The sequence below is a fragment of the Streptantibioticus cattleyicolor NRRL 8057 = DSM 46488 genome, from assembly GCF_000240165.1.
GTDB classification, from domain to species: Bacteria; Actinomycetota; Actinomycetes; order Streptomycetales; family Streptomycetaceae; genus Streptantibioticus; species Streptantibioticus cattleyicolor.
The window spans coordinates 314,111-328,784 of record NC_017586.1; the positions used below are offsets into that span (position 1 = coordinate 314,111).

The 14,674-nt window shown below is 73.6% G+C and carries 10 protein-coding genes; 4 read left to right on the forward strand and 6 right to left on the reverse strand.

Annotation, left to right across the window (positions count from 1 at the left end):
• Positions 1 to 94 precede the first annotated feature (94 nt).
• Positions 95 to 1,078, reverse strand: coding sequence for an MBL fold metallo-hydrolase (locus SCATT_RS01195; protein WP_014141034.1), 984 nt, complete (start codon positions 1,076 to 1,078; stop codon positions 95 to 97).
• 280 nt (positions 1,079 to 1,358) lie between these two features.
• On the opposite strand from SCATT_RS01195, the gene proP reads away from it, so the two are divergent.
• Positions 1,359 to 2,888 carry a glycine betaine/L-proline transporter ProP gene (proP, locus tag SCATT_RS01200; RefSeq protein WP_197541060.1) on the forward strand — a complete coding sequence of 510 codons (1,530 nt, stop codon included), beginning with the start codon at positions 1,359 to 1,361 and terminating at the stop codon, positions 2,886 to 2,888.
• 769 nt (positions 2,889 to 3,657) lie between these two features.
• Here the strand turns inward: proP and SCATT_RS01205 are convergent.
• The gene (locus tag SCATT_RS01205; RefSeq protein WP_014141038.1) at positions 3,658 to 4,707 is read right to left on the reverse strand and encodes a glucose 1-dehydrogenase; all 1,050 of its coding nucleotides are present in this window, start codon (positions 4,705 to 4,707) and stop codon (positions 3,658 to 3,660) included.
• Positions 4,708 to 4,917: 210 nt separating this feature from the next.
• On the opposite strand from SCATT_RS01205, the gene SCATT_RS01210 reads away from it, so the two are divergent.
• Positions 4,918 to 7,005, forward strand: coding sequence for a SpoIIE family protein phosphatase (locus SCATT_RS01210; protein WP_014141039.1), 2,088 nt, complete (start codon positions 4,918 to 4,920; stop codon positions 7,003 to 7,005).
• A 16-nt stretch (positions 7,006 to 7,021) separates the two neighbouring features.
• On the opposite strand, the gene SCATT_RS01215 is transcribed toward SCATT_RS01210, so the two are convergent.
• The 4 genes from SCATT_RS01215 to SCATT_RS01230 all read right to left on the reverse strand — a co-directional run bounded on the left by SCATT_RS01215 (position 7,022) and on the right by SCATT_RS01230 (position 10,971).
• Entirely contained in the window at positions 7,022 to 8,050 is a 1,029-nt protein-coding gene (locus SCATT_RS01215; RefSeq protein ID WP_106433154.1) for an AI-2E family transporter, read from the reverse strand.
• 68 nt (positions 8,051 to 8,118) lie between these two features.
• Positions 8,119 to 8,817 carry an HAD family hydrolase gene (locus SCATT_RS01220; RefSeq protein ID WP_014141041.1) on the reverse strand — a complete coding sequence of 233 codons (699 nt, stop codon included), beginning with the start codon at positions 8,815 to 8,817 and terminating at the stop codon, positions 8,119 to 8,121.
• Positions 8,818 to 8,915: 98 nt separating this feature from the next.
• Positions 8,916 to 10,091 carry a glutathione-independent formaldehyde dehydrogenase gene (locus SCATT_RS01225; protein ID WP_041824317.1) on the reverse strand — a complete coding sequence of 392 codons (1,176 nt, stop codon included), beginning with the start codon at positions 10,089 to 10,091 and terminating at the stop codon, positions 8,916 to 8,918.
• Between the two features lie 208 nt (positions 10,092 to 10,299).
• Positions 10,300 to 10,971, reverse strand: a complete 672-nt coding sequence (locus tag SCATT_RS01230) for a DUF4142 domain-containing protein (RefSeq protein WP_014141043.1) — start codon at positions 10,969 to 10,971, stop codon at positions 10,300 to 10,302.
• 562 nt (positions 10,972 to 11,533) lie between these two features.
• Between SCATT_RS01230 and SCATT_RS01235 the strand changes: the two genes are divergently transcribed.
• Both SCATT_RS01235 and SCATT_RS01240 read left to right on the forward strand, forming a co-directional pair.
• The gene (locus SCATT_RS01235; RefSeq protein ID WP_014141045.1) at positions 11,534 to 13,651 is read left to right on the forward strand and encodes a catalase; all 2,118 of its coding nucleotides are present in this window, start codon (positions 11,534 to 11,536) and stop codon (positions 13,649 to 13,651) included.
• Positions 13,652 to 13,703: 52 nt separating this feature from the next.
• Positions 13,704 to 14,666, forward strand: a complete 963-nt coding sequence (locus SCATT_RS01240; protein ID WP_014141046.1) for an SDR family NAD(P)-dependent oxidoreductase — start codon at positions 13,704 to 13,706, stop codon at positions 14,664 to 14,666.
• The last annotated feature ends 8 nt before the right edge of the window (positions 14,667 to 14,674 follow it).

The following is a 14,674-nucleotide window of genomic DNA, read 5'->3' on the forward strand; positions in this document are numbered from 1 at the left end:
CACATGGATCATAGATGACCCGGTGTGGCGCGGCCGTTGTGCCACGCCACACCGGGTCACCGGCGCCCGCGCCCGCGCCTTGCGGGCTCCTCGTTCAGCCCTGGTCGCCGTCCCGGTGGCCGGGGTGGGCCCGGTCGAAGGCGGCCCGGGCGGCGGCGGTGACCAGCTGGATGGGGCCGGCCACGGTCGGGGCGGCGTCGAGGTGCTGGTACTCCAGTTCGGTGAGGATGCACAGTCGTTCGGGCATCCCGAGCCGCGGGTAGGGGTCGGTGCGCAGCAGTTCGGCGGCGGCCTCGGCGGCGTCGCGCCCCTGCTCCCGCAGGGCGTGGATGCGCGCGGTGATGTCCTCCAGGTAGGCGAGGTGGGCGCGGAGTTCGCGCGGGCCGCCGACGGGTCCGTGGCCGGGGACGACCACGGCGGGGTCGAGGTCGAGCACGGTGCGCACGGCGTCGGCGACCCGGCTGAGCGGGCCGGCCCAGTGCACCACGTGGTCGCCCTCGAAGTAGACGTCCCCGGTGCACACCACGCCCTGCTCGGGCAGGTGGACGATGACGTCACCGGTGGTGTGCGCGGGGCCGACCTCGATCAGCCGCAGTTCGGTGGCGCCGACGGTCAGCGTCAGCTCACCGCTGAAGGTGCGGGTGGGCCCGGTCGGCTCCATGCCCCGGAAGTCGTAGCGCCCGAAGTGCTCGTACAGGTACCAGCCCAGCGGCGTGCCGCGGTCGGAGTGGTGCACCAGTTGGTGGAGCTGCTCGGGGCCGGGTTCGTTGCGGGCGTGTTCCAGGCCGGCCTCGCTGCTGATGATCTCGGCGTCCGGGAAGTGGCAGTTGCCGTAGGCGTGGTCGCCGTTGGCGTGGGTGTTGACCACGGTGCCGATCCGGCCGCCGGGCGGCAGCAGGGGCTGCGCGGCGGCCAGCAGACGTTCGGTCAGGTCGGTGGTGTACGGCGTGTCCACCAGCGCGGCCTCGTCCCGCGAGGTGACGAGCACGCAGTTGGCCAGCCCCCAGGTGCCGACGCCGTCCGGCGCCCAGACGTGCACCCCGTCGGCCACGGTGATCAGTCGTTCCGGGTAATCCATGGGAACCCCACCCTCCACTGCACGGCGATCTTGCCCCCAGGAAATCACCCTCGCGCGCCGACCGGGTACCCGACCCCGGGTGAGGTGCCCCGCGCTGCCCACGCGAGGGGCACGAAGACGGACTTATCCTTTGCAAAGGTTTTTGATGGGTTTTTTTCGTAATTCCTCTGCTTTGTCCCTTCGAGCCCGCCGACAGGACGAGATGAGCACCGGTCGCACCACACCGCCGAACCGCAGGGGTGGCGGAAGGCCGCGTGGCGGCACCACCGCCACCGACCGCATGATCCGCACGCTGCTGCGCCGCCGCAAGAAGACGCTCACCCTGGAAGAGGTCACGGTCACCGACCGGCCGGCGGTGCGCCGCGCGGTCTCGGCCGCGGCGCTCGGCAACACCATGGAGTGGTTCGACTTCGGCGTCTACGCCTACATGGCGGCCACGTTGGGGAAGGTGTTCTTCCCGGCCAGCTCCCCCGGCGCCCAGGTGGTCTCCGCCTTCGCCACCTTCGCCGCCGCCTTCCTCGTCCGGCCGCTGGGCGGACTGGTCTTCGGGCCGCTCGGCGACCGCATCGGGCGGCAGCGGGTGCTCGCGGCCACCATGATCATGATGGCCGTCTCCACCTTCGCCGTCGGCTTCCTGCCGGCCTACCGCACCATCGGGTTCACCGCTCCGGTGCTGCTGCTCATCTGCCGCCTGGTGCAAGGGTTCTCCACCGGCGGCGAGTACGCCGGGGCCACCACCTACATCGCCGAGTACGCGCCCGACCGGCGCCGCGGCTTCCTCGGCAGCTGGCTGGACTTCGGCACCTTCGTCGGCTACTCGCTCGGCTCCGGGCTGGTCACCGGGCTCACCGCGGCGCTGGGCACCGGGGGGATGACCGACTACGGATGGCGCATCCCGTTCCTGGTGGCCGGGCCGCTCGGGCTGATCGGGCTCTACATGCGGCTGCGGCTGGAGGAGACCCCGGCCTTCCAGCGGGAGGCGGAGCTGGCCCGCGACGAGGCGGCGGCGGTGGAGGTCGCCGCCGGCGGCACCGACGACCCCGTCGAGGACGCCCGGCAGTCCGGCCACGGACGGCTGCGGGAGATCTTCACCCGGCACTGGCAGGCCGTGCTGATCTGCATGGGCCTGGTGCTGCTGTACAACATCACCAACTACATGGTGACCTCCTACCTGCCCACCTACATGACCGAGACGCTCGGCCAGGACGAGACCACCGCGCAGCTGCTGGTGCTGGGCACCATGATCGTGGTGGCGCTGACCATCACCACGGTGGGCCGCAGCTCCGACCGGTGGGGGCGGCGGCCGGTCTTCCTCGGCGGCAGCATCGCACTGGTGGCGCTGGCCTGGCCGGCGGTGCGGCTGATCCACCGCGGCGGCATCCTCACCCCGGCGATCGGCTGCCTGATCCTGGGGCTGCTGCTGGTCTGCTTCGCGGGCACCTCGGCGGCCACCCTGCCCGCCCTCTTCCCCACCCGGATCCGTTACGGCGCCCTGTCGATCGCCTTCAACATCTCCGTCTCGCTCTTCGGCGGCACCACCCCGCTGGTGGCCTCCGCGCTGGTGGAGGCCACCGGGGACACCATGGTGCCCGCCTACTACCTGATGGGCGCCGGGGTGGTGGGGCTGATCGCCACGGTTTTCCTGCACGAGACGGCGGGGCTGCCGCTGCGCGGCTCGGGGCCGATGGTGGAGACCCACGAGCAGGCCCACGCCCTGGTGGCCCGCAGCCGCACCGAGGCCGGCCGGCGGGCCCGGGACGTGTGGCTCCGGCTGCGCCATCCCCGTACCCACGGCGACCACCACCGCTAGCGCCGGTTCGCTCGCGCCGACGGTCAGCGGGTTCGCTCGCGCTGGCGTCAGCCATTACTTCCTCGGGGTGCGCCCGATTCCGTTTCGTCGTGGCTGGCGTCACGGACTGTTTCCCCCCGCCCACCCGTGGCTGTACGCGTACAGCGCGGGATGCGCACTGTCTGCCGGTTCGCTCGCGCTGGCGGTCAGCCATTACCTCCCCGGGGCTCCCCCGGTCCCCGTCTCGTCGTGGCTGACGTCACCGATCTTTTTTCCCCCCCCCCGCCCACCCGTGGCTGTACGCGTACAGCGCGGGATGCGCACTGTCTGCCTGGGTTTCCGGGGGCCCTCCGGGGTGACTCCTCGCTCCGCGTATCCGCCAAGGCTGGGCTCCGGTTGCTGGGTCGCTGCGGGGACACCCCTGCACGCCCCCGTTCCGCATCGTTCCGCGCTGCGGCCCGGGGTGGGTGAGAAAAAAATCGGGGTCACCCCAACCTCCTCACTCACCCCCACCCGCGAAGAGAGGCACCCGCACGACGGACAGAAGGGGGTGTGCCGGGGGTGTCCCCGCAGCGACCCAGCGGACCGGGCGCAACCTTGGAACGAAACCTGGAGCGAGGAGTCACCCCCGGCGCGCCCCCGACCCCGTACGGCGCACAGGCGAAGCCACCCGTGCCGAACCAAACCAAAACCCACCAACCCCCCACCACCCCGCCCCCGCCGGAGGCACCCCGGCGACCACGACAACGGCGTACCCACGGCGGGCTGGCGGTGGGGCGGAGCGCGGCCGTCAGTTCAGTTCGATGACGGCCTTGACCACGTCCCCTTGCGGTTCGAAGGCGCCCTGGAAGGCGTCGAGGGGGACCCGGTGGGTGATCAGCCGTTCCAGCCAGGCGGTGTCGGCGCGGGCCAGCGCCTCGGCGGCGGCGGAGTAGTGGGCGAGGTTGGCGTTGACCGAGCCGACGACCACCGCGTTGTCCAGCACGATCTCCCGGTTGACCGCGCCGGCGTCCACCGTCAGGCGGCGGCCGGCCGAGGAGACGCCGGTCAGGCACAGGATGCCGTAGGGGCCCAGGCCCGCCATGGCGCCGAAGACCACCGTGGGGGCGCCGGTCGCCTCGATCACCACGTCCGGGCGTACCCGGGCGGTCACCTTCTCGACGTCCTCGCTGTGGTACGTGGCGCCGAGGGCGCGCACCAGGTCGGGCTTGAGTCCGTCGGTGGCCCGGTCCAGGACGTGCACGTCGAGTCCGCGTTCCACCCCGAGCAGGGCGGCCAGCAGGCCGATCGGCCCGGCGCCGGTGATCAGCGCGGAACGCGGCTCGAACCAGGAGCGCCGCCCGACGCGTTCCACCTCCTCCCACGCCTTGGCCACCACCGTCGTCGGCTCCATCAGCATTCCGACGCGTTCCAGGGTGGGCGCCAGGCGTACCGCGTAGCCGGGCTCCACCGTCCACCGCTGCGCGGCGTAGCCGTCGCGTTCCTTGATCCCGCGTTCGGTGTAGCGGCCGTTGCGGCACATGTCGAACTGGCCACGTCCGCAGGCGCCGCACGGCACCGGGTCGGGCCGCCGGACGACGCCGACCACCAGGTCGCCGGGGGCGAAAGCGGAGCCGGGCGGGGCGTGGCGCACCCGGCCGAGCGACTCGTGCCCGATGACCAGCCGGTCCCGGCCTTGCGGCGACCATCCGTAGGCGCCCGAGGCGATCTCCCGGTCGGTGCCGCACACCCCGACGGCGACCGCGTCGACCAGCAGTTCGTCGCCGGCCGGCGTGGGCTCGGGGACCTCGTCGACCCGCAGGGAGCCGACGCGTCCGGGGACCACGGTCAGGGCACGCATGGGGATCCTGCCTTTCTCCAACGGTTGTCGTTCCGCGCGGGTGCCCGGCCGGGCCGGGCGGAAAACCCGGGCCGGGTCCGGTACGCAAGGGCTGCCGGTTCGCCGTCGGCGAGAGAGCATGGAGACAGCCCGCGCGGGGTGCGGGAAGGAGGGCGCTTGCGACGGCGGGAGGTCCGGGGCGGGCCCGGGCGGCGAAAGGGGTAGCGAGGGATGAGCGCGAGCGAGCTGTTCCGGACGGGTGAGGAACCCGGACCCGCGGTGGAGACCGCGCCGGGCAGCCTGCTGGACGTGCTCCGGGTGGCCACCGTCGTCCTCGACTCGCGGGGCCGCATCGTGCTGTGGAGCCCGCAGGCCGAGGAGCTGTTCGGGTACACCGCCGCCGAGGCGCTGGGCCGCTACGCCGCGCGGCTGATGGTGGACGAGCGCCACCTGGACGTGGTGCTGCGCCTGTTCGAACGGGTGATGACCGGCGACGAGAGCGAGGCGCGCTGGGCCGGGGTCTTCCCGGTGCGGCACAAGGACGGCGCGATCCGGTTCGTCGAGTTCCGCAATATGCGGCTGATGGGCGAGGACGGCGGGCTGTACGCGCTGGGCCTGGCCACCGACTCGGCGACGCTGCGCCAGGTGGAGACCGAGCTGGCGCTGTCGGTGCAGCTGATCAACCAGTCCCCCATCGGCCTGGGGGTCTTCGACACCGAGCTGCGGTACGTCTCGGTCAACCCGGCGCTGGAACGCATCAACGGGCTGCCGGCCGCCGAGCACATCGGCCGGCACATCAGCGAGACGGTGTCGTTCCTGGAGACCGGCCCCATCGAGGCGGCGATGCGGCAGGTGCTGCACAGCGGGGTTCCGGTGCTCGACCAGTACGCCGTCGGCCGTCCCCCGGCGCCCGCGGACGAGGAGCGGGCGTGGTCGGTCTCCCACTACCGGCTGGAGGACGCCGCGGGGCGGGTGCTGGGGGTGGCGTCGTCGGTGGTGGACGTCACCGAACGGCACCGGGCGGCCACCGAGGCGGCCGAGGTGCGCCACCGGCTGGCGCTGATCGCCGAGGCGTCCATCCGGGTGGGGACCACGCTGGACCTGGACCAGACCGCCCGTGAACTCGCCGAGCTGTGCGTCCCCGGACTGGCCGACATCGCGGCTGTGGACGTGCTCGACTCGGTGCTCGCCGAGGGGCGGCGGGCCGCCGAGCCGCCGGTGGGCCCGGCCGCGTTCCGGGCGCTGGCGCTCGCCGGGGACGACGGTGACGTGGCGATGCGGGCCGCCGATCCGGTCGGTGAGGTGGCCCGTTACGAGACCGACCGGCTGGTCACCCGGTGCGTCTCCACGCTGCGCCCGATCCTGCTGGCCGAGGTGCGTCCGCCGGACCTGCCGCGGATCGCCGCCCATCCGCGCGGCGCCGAGCTGCTGGCCCGGGCGGGCCTGCGCTCCTACCTGGCGGTGCCGCTGATCGCCCGTGGCGAGGTGCTGGGCGCGCTCGACCTCAAACGCACCCGCAACCCGGCCCCGTTCGACGAGGACGACGTGGTGCTCGCCCGGGAGCTGGCCGCCCGGGCGGCCGTCTGCATCGACAACGCCCGCTGGTACCAGACGCAGCGGCACGCCGCGCTCAGCCTGCAGCGCACCCTGCTGCCGGGGCGCCCGCCGGAGCGGCTCGGGCTGCGGATCGCCTACCGCTACCAGCCGGCCCGGGCCGACAACGAGGTCGGCGGCGACTGGTTCGACGTCATAGCCCTGGACGGCGACAAGACGGCGCTGGTCGTCGGCGACGTGATGGGCAGCGGCATCCACGCGGCGGCGACCATGGGCCAACTGCGCACCGCCGGGCGGGCGTTGGCCAACCTCGATCTGGACCCGGCCCGGGTGCTGCACTGTGTGGACGCCACCGCCACCGGTCTGGAGCAGGACATCGCCACGTGTGTGTACGCGGTCTACGATCCGCACCGCGCCGAGTGCCGGATCAGCGTGGCCGGCCATCTGCCGCCGGTGCTGATCCACCCCGACCGCCCGCCGGAGCTGCTCGACCTGCCGCCGGGCGCCCCGCTGGGGGTGGGCGGGGTGCCGTTCCGTACCTCGGCGGTGCCGGTGTCCCCCGGTGACCAGTTGTTGCTGTACACCGACGGGCTGGTGGAGAAGCGGGACGAGCCGATAGACGTCCGGCTGCGGGCGATGCTGTCGTTGCTGACCGGTGCGCGTTCGCCGGAGGAGAACTGCTCGCTGCTGCTGGAGGCGCTGCCCGACCCGGGTCACCACGACGACGTGGCGATGCTGATCGCCCGTTTCGAGCCGCCGGAGTGACCGCGTCGCGGCCGGGTCAGGCCGCGTCGATGCGGGGGAAGACCGCCCGGTCGAGAATGAAGCCGATGGCGACCGCCACCGGGATGGCGATGAGCGCGCCCACGATGCCCAGCAGCGCGGCGCCGAGCACCACGGCGATCACGGTGACGATGGGGTGGACGTTGACCGCGAAGCTCATCATCTTGGGCATGATCAGGTAGTCCTCGGCGAGCCGGAAGACGATGTAGAAGACGGCGGTGGCCACCGCGATGGGGAACGAGACGGCCAGCGCGATCAGGCTGACCACCACCCCGCCGATGGTGGAGCCGACCACCGGCACCATGTCCATCAGCGCCACGAACATCCCCAGCGCCGCCGGGTAGGGCACCGAGGTCCCCTCGCACCAGGCGAAGGTGGCCAGCCCCGCGACGGCCGAGGTGAGGACGTTGCCCAGCATGTAGCGGCCGACGTAGGTGAGGATCTGCTCGGTCAGGTCGACGGCGGGCGCGCGGCGGCTGGCCGGGACGAAGCGGTAGCAGAACCGCTTCAGCTGCGGCATGCCGGCCATGAAGTACACGGTGAGGACGACCACCAGCACCATGCCGGTGACCGCGCTGAGCACCAGCCGGCCGGTGCCCAGCAGCCCGCCGAGGAGCGCGGTGCCGGCCCCGCCGGTGAGCTGCTGGCGGCCCTTGGAGATCAGGTGGTAGCGGTCCTCCAGCCGGCCGAGGAACGAGTGGTGGTCGTGGAGTTGCTTCAGCCACCGGGGCACGGCGTGCACGAAGGCGGTCACCTCGTTGGAGACCGGCGGGATGACCAGCGCCAGGAAGCCGCTGACCACGGCGAGCAGGGCGAGGATCACCACGGTGACCGCCCAGGCGCGGCCGAGCCGGTGCCGGGCCAGCCAGCCGACCACCGGTTCCAGGCTGATCGCCACGAAGAGCGCGAGGAGCAGCAGGGTGAGGATGCCGCTGATCTGGAGCACCGCCCGCACGCCCAGGTAGGCCAGGGTGAGCCCGAGGCCCACGCTGAACCCGGCGACGAACCACGAGGAGGCAGGGCGCACCCGCCACACCCGCCTCGTCCGCCTCGTCCGCGGCTCGCCGGCGCCGTACGGCCGGATCGGTGGTCCGGTCACCGGGCCAGCGGGCTGTCGTCCAGTTCGGCCAGCAGATGGGCGGGGTCGCGGTAGACGCCGATCGCGCCGGCCTCGGTGAGGTCGGCGGGCGGGATGCCGCCGGAGAGCAGGGCGACGCACGCCACCCCGGCCTTGCCCGCGGCGCGTACGTCCCAGACCGTGTCGCCGATGAAGACCGCCTGCTCGGGGTCGGCCCCGGCGCGTTCCAGGGCCCGTTCGACGAGGTCGGGGGCGGGTTTGCTGGAGGTGACGTCGTCGGCGCCGGTGGCGGCGTGGATGACGTCGTCGGCGCCCAACGCGGCGCGCATCGCGGCGAGTTCGTCGCTTCCGGCGCTGCTGGCCAGGACCACCCGCCAGCCCCGGTCGGCCACCGCGCGCAGCAGGTCGGCGGCCTTGTCGAAGGCGCGCAGCCGCTGGAACCAGGTGGCGTAGAGGGTCTTGTGGGCCGCCGAGAGCTGGGCGTCCCGGTCGGGGTCGCCCCGGTCGCCGAGCAGATGGGCGACGAGCTTGTCGGAGCCCATGCCCACGCTGTGGTGGATGTCGGCCATCGGCACCGTGTACCCGGACTGCCGGAACGCCTCCCACCACGTGACGGCGTGCAGGTAGTTGGTGTCCACCAGGGTGCCGTCGACGTCGAAGAGGGCGGCCCGTACCGCGCCGCCGTGGTCCCCGTCGTGCTGCCGGTTCGTCGCCATAGCGTCCTTCCCGTCACGGCCCCGCGCGTCGTCGGCGTTCGCCTTCCCGCCGCGGGCCTGGCGCACACCGGCCGTCCCCCGGGTGGCTCAGGGGCGTGTCAGGGGTGGAGCACCGCTTTGATCACGCCGTCCTCACGGCGGTCGAAGGCGGTGTAGAAGGCGGGGGCGTCCTCCAGCGGGCCGTGGTGGGTGACGACACGCTGGGGTTCGGCGCGGCCGGTGAGGATCAGGTCGCGCAGCAGGCGGGTGTAGCGGCGGTCGTGGGTGCGGCCGAAGCCGACGCGGACGCCCTTGTCGAACAGGACGGCCCACGGCACCTGGAGCGTGCCGTCGGCGTGGCCGTGCGGCGCCGGGTGGGCGTCGTGGGCGGCGAAGACCCCGGCGACGCCGATCCGGCCGGTGGGGTTGACGATGGCGGCCAGGTCGTCGATCACCTGGCGGGGGTCCTCCTGGTCGAGGTCGGCGCGGCTGCGGGCCTGGAAGCCGACGGCGTCGATGCCGCAGGTCACCCCGTCGAGTCCGGCCTCGCCGGGGGGCATGCCGCCGCCGGAGTTGCGCAGCGAGCGGATCTGCTCGCCGGGGTCGCCGTCCCGGGTGTCGACCGGCAGCGCGCCGAAGTCCGCGGCGACCGCGAGGCGTTCGGGCAGGTGGTCGACGACGTACACCTCGGCGGCGCCGCGCAGCACCGCGGAGTGGGCGGCCAGCAGCCCCACCGCGCCGGCGCCGAAGACGGCCACGCTGTCGCCGGGTCCGGTGCCGGCCAGTTCGCAGGCGTGCCAGCCGGTGACGAAGGCGTCGGCGAGCAGCACGAAGGCGTCCTCGTAGGCGTCGCCCGGGGAGCCGGGCAGTGGCATGCAGTTGGCGTCGGCGTAGGGCACCCGCAGCAGTTCGGCCTGGGCGCCGCGGTAGGGGCCCATCCCGGCGTAGCCGTAGGCGGCGCCGAAGCCGCCGGGGCGTACCCGGGTGCAGGCGGCGGTCAGGCCGCGGGCGCAGGTGGGGCAGACGCCGCAGTACAGATGGGTGGGCATCACCACGCGGTCGCCGGGGGCGACCATGGTCACCGCGGGTCCGGCCTTCTCCACCACGCCCAGCGGTTCGTGGCCGAGCACCAGTCCGGGGCGGGCGCCGGTGCGGCCGTCGTACATGTGCAGGTCGGTGCCGCACATCGCGCTGGAGGTGATGCGGACGACCACGTCGGTGGGTTCCTCGACGACGGCGTCCTCGACCTCGTGCACGCCGACCCGCCGGGTGCCTTCGTAGACCACTGCTCTCATCGGCGCGTTCCCCTCTCGCCGCCGCGGGACGGCCGGGCGGGGCCGCCGGCCACCGGGGTGGTGCGCGGCCCGTTTCCTCCATCGTGGGCCCGGACGGCGGATGCGACCACAGCAGCCGTGCGGGTGGTGCGTTCCGCCGTCGCGCGGGTACCCGGGCGGGTGGTGCGCGCACCCCGGCGACGTGCCGGGGTGGGCGCGGGGGCGGGCGTCAGCGGCGCGCGGTGGCGCGGCGGCGGCGCATGCCCCAGGCGGTGCCGAGGGCGGCGAAGCCGGCCGCGCCGGCGGTGGACCAGACGGTGGTGGCCGACCACGGGTCCGGGACGGAGCCGCCGCTGCCCGCCTTGACCCCGCCGAGGGTGCGGACCTGGCAGCCGCGGACCATGGCGAGGTGGGCGGCGACGGTCGGCCGGGCGGCCCGGGCGGCGGCGATCACCTTGGCGTTGTGGCTGGTGGTGGTCTCGGCGTCGATGAGCTTGAGGACGCCTTCGTGGCCGGCCGCCTGGAGGCTGAGCCAGGCGCCGTCGTAGCCGCGGGTGGCCGCCTTGGCGATCACGGCGGCGAGTTGGGCGCGTTGCTGCGCGGTGGGTCCGGCGGGCAGCGTGATGTGGAGTGCGGTGGCGAGCGCCCGTACGCCGTCGTCGAGTCTGCGGTGGTCGCGGACGAGGACGCGGGCGGTGTCGCGTACGCATCCGCTGTGGCCGTGCCGTTCGGCGTCGAGGCCGGCCGCGATCTCGGCGAGGTTGCCCTGGTGGACCGCCTGGAGGAAGGAGGCGTCGGTCAGCTGGGCCGAGGTGCCGTCGGCGACCGCGGTGCCGGTGAGGGTGAGACAGGTCAGCAGGCCGGCGGTGGCGCAGGACGCCAGGGCGCGGGTGCGTATCATCACGTGCTCCGTTTCGTTGCCGTGTCTGCCGCCGTCCGGTGTCCGGGGGCGGCGGGGCGGGGCCGGCGGATCGGCCGGGTGCGACGGGCCGCGCGTCGGGGGGTGGCCTTCCGGTGGCCGGGGCGCACCCGGCGGTGACGGGCCGGTGAGGGCCGAGGGAGCGTCAACTCCGCTTGCCGCCGGGCCCGGTGGAGGGGCTCGAACGGGCCCGTCCACGGCACATGTGTCCCCGGCGGGCGCGGTGGTGACACCCGGGATGAGCCGGATGGCCCAGTGGCCGGGCGGCCGGGGAGCGCCCCGGTACCCGGACGGACGCGCCGGCCCGGCGGGTCGGCGGGGGCCGGGTGACGATGGGCGCGGATCCGTCGTCCGTTCCGTCCGGTCTCCGTGCCGGGGCGGGCGGCCGTCCGCACGCCCGGCTGTCACGTTTCGCGGCAGGCGCCCCGGGTACCGGTGCCGGGTCCTCGGCACGGACCGTCACCGGCCGTGCCGTCCTGTGTGACCCGGACCACCCGGCAGTCACCCGACACGGCAGTCACCCGACTGAAGAGGAGTGCACCTGATGTCCGTCAATCCTGGCCAGGCCGGACCGGGTTCCCTCGGGAATGAGCCCCGTGACGCCAAGGACGAGCAGCTGGACCGCTTCCGGTCGGCCCCCCGGCACGACGCGCTCACCACCGACCAGGGCGTGCGGGTGGACGACACCGACAACGCGCTGCGGGCGGGGCAGCGCGGGCCGACGCTGCTGGAGGACTTCCACAACCGGGAGAAGATCACCCGGTTCGACCACGAGCGCATCCCGGAACGGGTGGTGCACGCGCGCGGGGCGGGCGCCTACGGCTACTTCGAGACGACCGAGTCGCTGGCGGAGTACACCTGTGCCGACTTCCTGTCCGAGGTGGGCCGGCGTACCCCGGTGTTCGTGCGCTTCTCCACCGTGCAGGGGCCGCGCGGTTCCGCCGACACGGTGCGCGACGTGCGCGGCTTCGCCACCAAGTTCTACACCCGGGAAGGCAATTACGACCTGGTCGGCAACAACATGCCGGTCTTCTTCATCCAGGACGCCATCAAGTTCCCGGACTTCGTGCACGCGGTGAAGATGGAGCCGCACAACGAGATCCCCACCGGCGCCTCCGCGCACGACACCTTCTGGGACTTCTGCTCGCTCCAGCCGGAGTCGACGCACATGCTGATGTGGCTGATGTCGGACCGGGCGATCCCGCGCAGCTTCCGGATGATGCAGGGGTTCGGGGTGCACACGTTCCGGTTCGTCACGGCCGACGGGCGCGGCACGTTCGTGAAGTTCCACTGGAAGCCGAAGCTGGGCGTCCACTCGCTGGTGTGGGACGAGACGCAGCTGATCGCGGGGCGGGACCCGGACTTCAACCGGCGTGACCTGTGGGAGGCGATCGAGGCGGGCGAGTACCCGGAGTGGGAGCTGGGGGTGCAGCTGGTACCGGAGGCGGACGAGCACAAGTTCGACTTCGACCTGCTGGACGCCACGAAGATCATCCCGGAGGAGCTGGTGCCGGTGCGCCCGGTCGGGCGGCTGGTGCTCGACCGCAACCCGCAGAACTTCTTCGCCGAGACCGAGCAGGTGGCCTTCCACACCGCCAACGTGGTGCCGGGCATCGACTTCACCAACGACCCGCTGCTCCAGGGGCGCAACTTCTCCTACCTGGACACCCAGCTGATCCGGCTGGGCGGCCCCAACTTCGCGCAGTTGCCGGTGAACCGGCCGGTCGCCGACGTCAACAACAACCACCGGGACGGCTACGGCCAGCAGGTGATCCACCCGGGGACCAACTACTTCCCCAACTCGCTGGGCGGCGGCTGCCCGGCGCACGCCGGGGCGGGCGGCGCGCCGGGGGTCTTCCGGCACTACCAGGAGCGGGTCGACGGGCACAAGATCCGGGTGCGCAGCGAGAGCTTCCAGGACCACTACAGCCAGGCCACGCTGTTCTGGAACAGCATGGCGGACTGGGAGAAGCGCCACATCGTGCAGGCGTTCCGGTTCGAGCTGGGCAAGTGCGACTCGATGGCGGTGCGCGAGCGGATGGTGGGCAACCTGGCCCACGTCCATCCGGATCTGGCCGCCGGGGTGGCCGAGGGGCTCGGGCTGCCGGTGCCGGCCGCCGCGGGAACGGTCACGGGTGCCGCCTCGCCCGCGCTCAGCCAGGCCAACCTGCTCGGTGAGGGCATCCGTACCCGCAAGGTCGCGGTGCTGGCGGCGGACGGCGTGGAGGTGCCGCCGCTGGAGGAGGTGCGCCGCGAACTGGTCGGCCAGGGCGTGATCGTGGAGGTGCTGGCGGCCTCCGGGGGGACGCTGACCGGCAAGGACTCCGGCACGCTGAAGGTGGACCGGGCGCTGCCGACGATGGCCTCGGTGCTCTACGACGCGGTGCTGGTGCCCGGCGGTGACGACGCGGTGGCGACGCTGGCGGCCGATCCGGCGGCGGTGCGCTACGTGGAGGAGGCCTACCGGCACGGCAAGCCGCTGGCGGCGCTGGGGTCCGGGTCGCGGCTGCTGGCCGCGGCGCGGTTGCCGGAGGCGGTGGCCGGCGGGGCCGGACGTGAGCTGGGGGTCTTCACCTCCGCGGGCTCCGGCGGCGTCGCGCGGGACTTCGCCCAGGCGCTGGGCCGGCACCGCTTCCCCAATCGTCCCGGGCTGCTCAACTGAAGCCACCGGCGCGCCAACTCCCGTCGTCCGTCCCGTGTTTCGAGGAGGTCCGGTGACCAGCGCCGGTGTCAGTCCCCTGTCCGGCCGGGCCGCGTTGGTCACCGGCTCCTCGCGCGGCCTCGGGCTGCTGATCGCGCGGGAGCTGGCCGACCGCGGCTGCAAGGTCATGCTGTGTGCCCGTGACGAGGGCGAGCTGGAGGCGGCCCGCGACATGGTGCGCGGCCGGGGCGCCGAGGTGCGCGCGACGGTCTGCGACATCACCGACGCGTGGGCGCCGCAGCGGCTGGTGGACGACACCGTCGCCGAGTTCGGCGCGCTGGACGTGCTGGTGAACAACGCCGGGATGATCCAGGTCGGGCCGCTGGATGCGATGCGGGAGGAGGACTTCCGGGCGGCGATGGAGACGATGTTCTTCGCGCCGCTGCGGCTGACGCTGGCCGCGCTGCCCGTGATGCGGGAGCGCGGCGACGGCCGGATCGTCAACGTGACCTCCATCGGCGGCCGGGTGGCGGCGCCCCATCTGATGCCGTACGTGGCGGCCAAGTTCGCGCTCACCGGGTTCTCCGAGGGGCTGCGGGCGGAGCTGGCGGCGGCCGGGGTCGCGGTGACCACGGTGGTGCCGGGGCTGATGCGCACCGGTTCCCACCTGGCCGCGCGGTTCTCCGGCGACGCGGCGCGGGAGTACGCGTGGTTCGCCACCGCGGCGGGGCTGCCGCTGCTGTCCATGGACGCCGAGCGGGCGGCCCGGGCGATCGTGCGGGCCGCCGAACGCCGCCGTCCGGAGCTGGTGCTGACCGCGCTGGCGAAGGCGGCGGTGCGGCTGCACGGGGTGGCCCCGGCCACCACGGTGCGCGCGCTGGAGCTGGCGAGCCGGATGCTGCCGGGCGAGGGGGGCGGGGCGGCGCACGACCTGCCGGGGGCGGAGGCGGCCCGCCGGCTCGGTTCCCGTCTGGTGCGGCGGGCCTCGGCGCTCAACGACCGGGCGGCCCGCCGCTTCAACCAGCGTCCGGCCTGAGAGCCCCA

Excerpts from the sequence above, each read along its gene's own strand:
- proP (WP_197541060.1), top strand. The coding sequence starts at position 1,359 with ATGATCCGCACGCTGCTGCGCCGCCGCAAGAAGACGCTCACCCTGGAA.
- SCATT_RS01230 (WP_014141043.1), bottom strand. The coding sequence starts at position 10,971 with ATGATACGCACCCGCGCCCTGGCGTCCTGCGCCACCGCCGGCCTGCTG.
- SCATT_RS01210 (WP_014141039.1), top strand. The coding sequence starts at position 4,918 with ATGAGCGCGAGCGAGCTGTTCCGGACGGGTGAGGAACCCGGACCCGCG.
- SCATT_RS01235 (WP_014141045.1), top strand. The coding sequence starts at position 11,534 with ATGTCCGTCAATCCTGGCCAGGCCGGACCGGGTTCCCTCGGGAATGAG.
- SCATT_RS01220 (WP_014141041.1), bottom strand. The coding sequence starts at position 8,817 with ATGGCGACGAACCGGCAGCACGACGGGGACCACGGCGGCGCGGTACGG.
- SCATT_RS01195 (WP_014141034.1), bottom strand. The coding sequence starts at position 1,078 with ATGGATTACCCGGAACGACTGATCACCGTGGCCGACGGGGTGCACGTC.
- SCATT_RS01225 (WP_041824317.1), bottom strand. The coding sequence starts at position 10,091 with ATGAGAGCAGTGGTCTACGAAGGCACCCGGCGGGTCGGCGTGCACGAG.
- SCATT_RS01205 (WP_014141038.1), bottom strand. The coding sequence starts at position 4,707 with ATGCGTGCCCTGACCGTGGTCCCCGGACGCGTCGGCTCCCTGCGGGTC.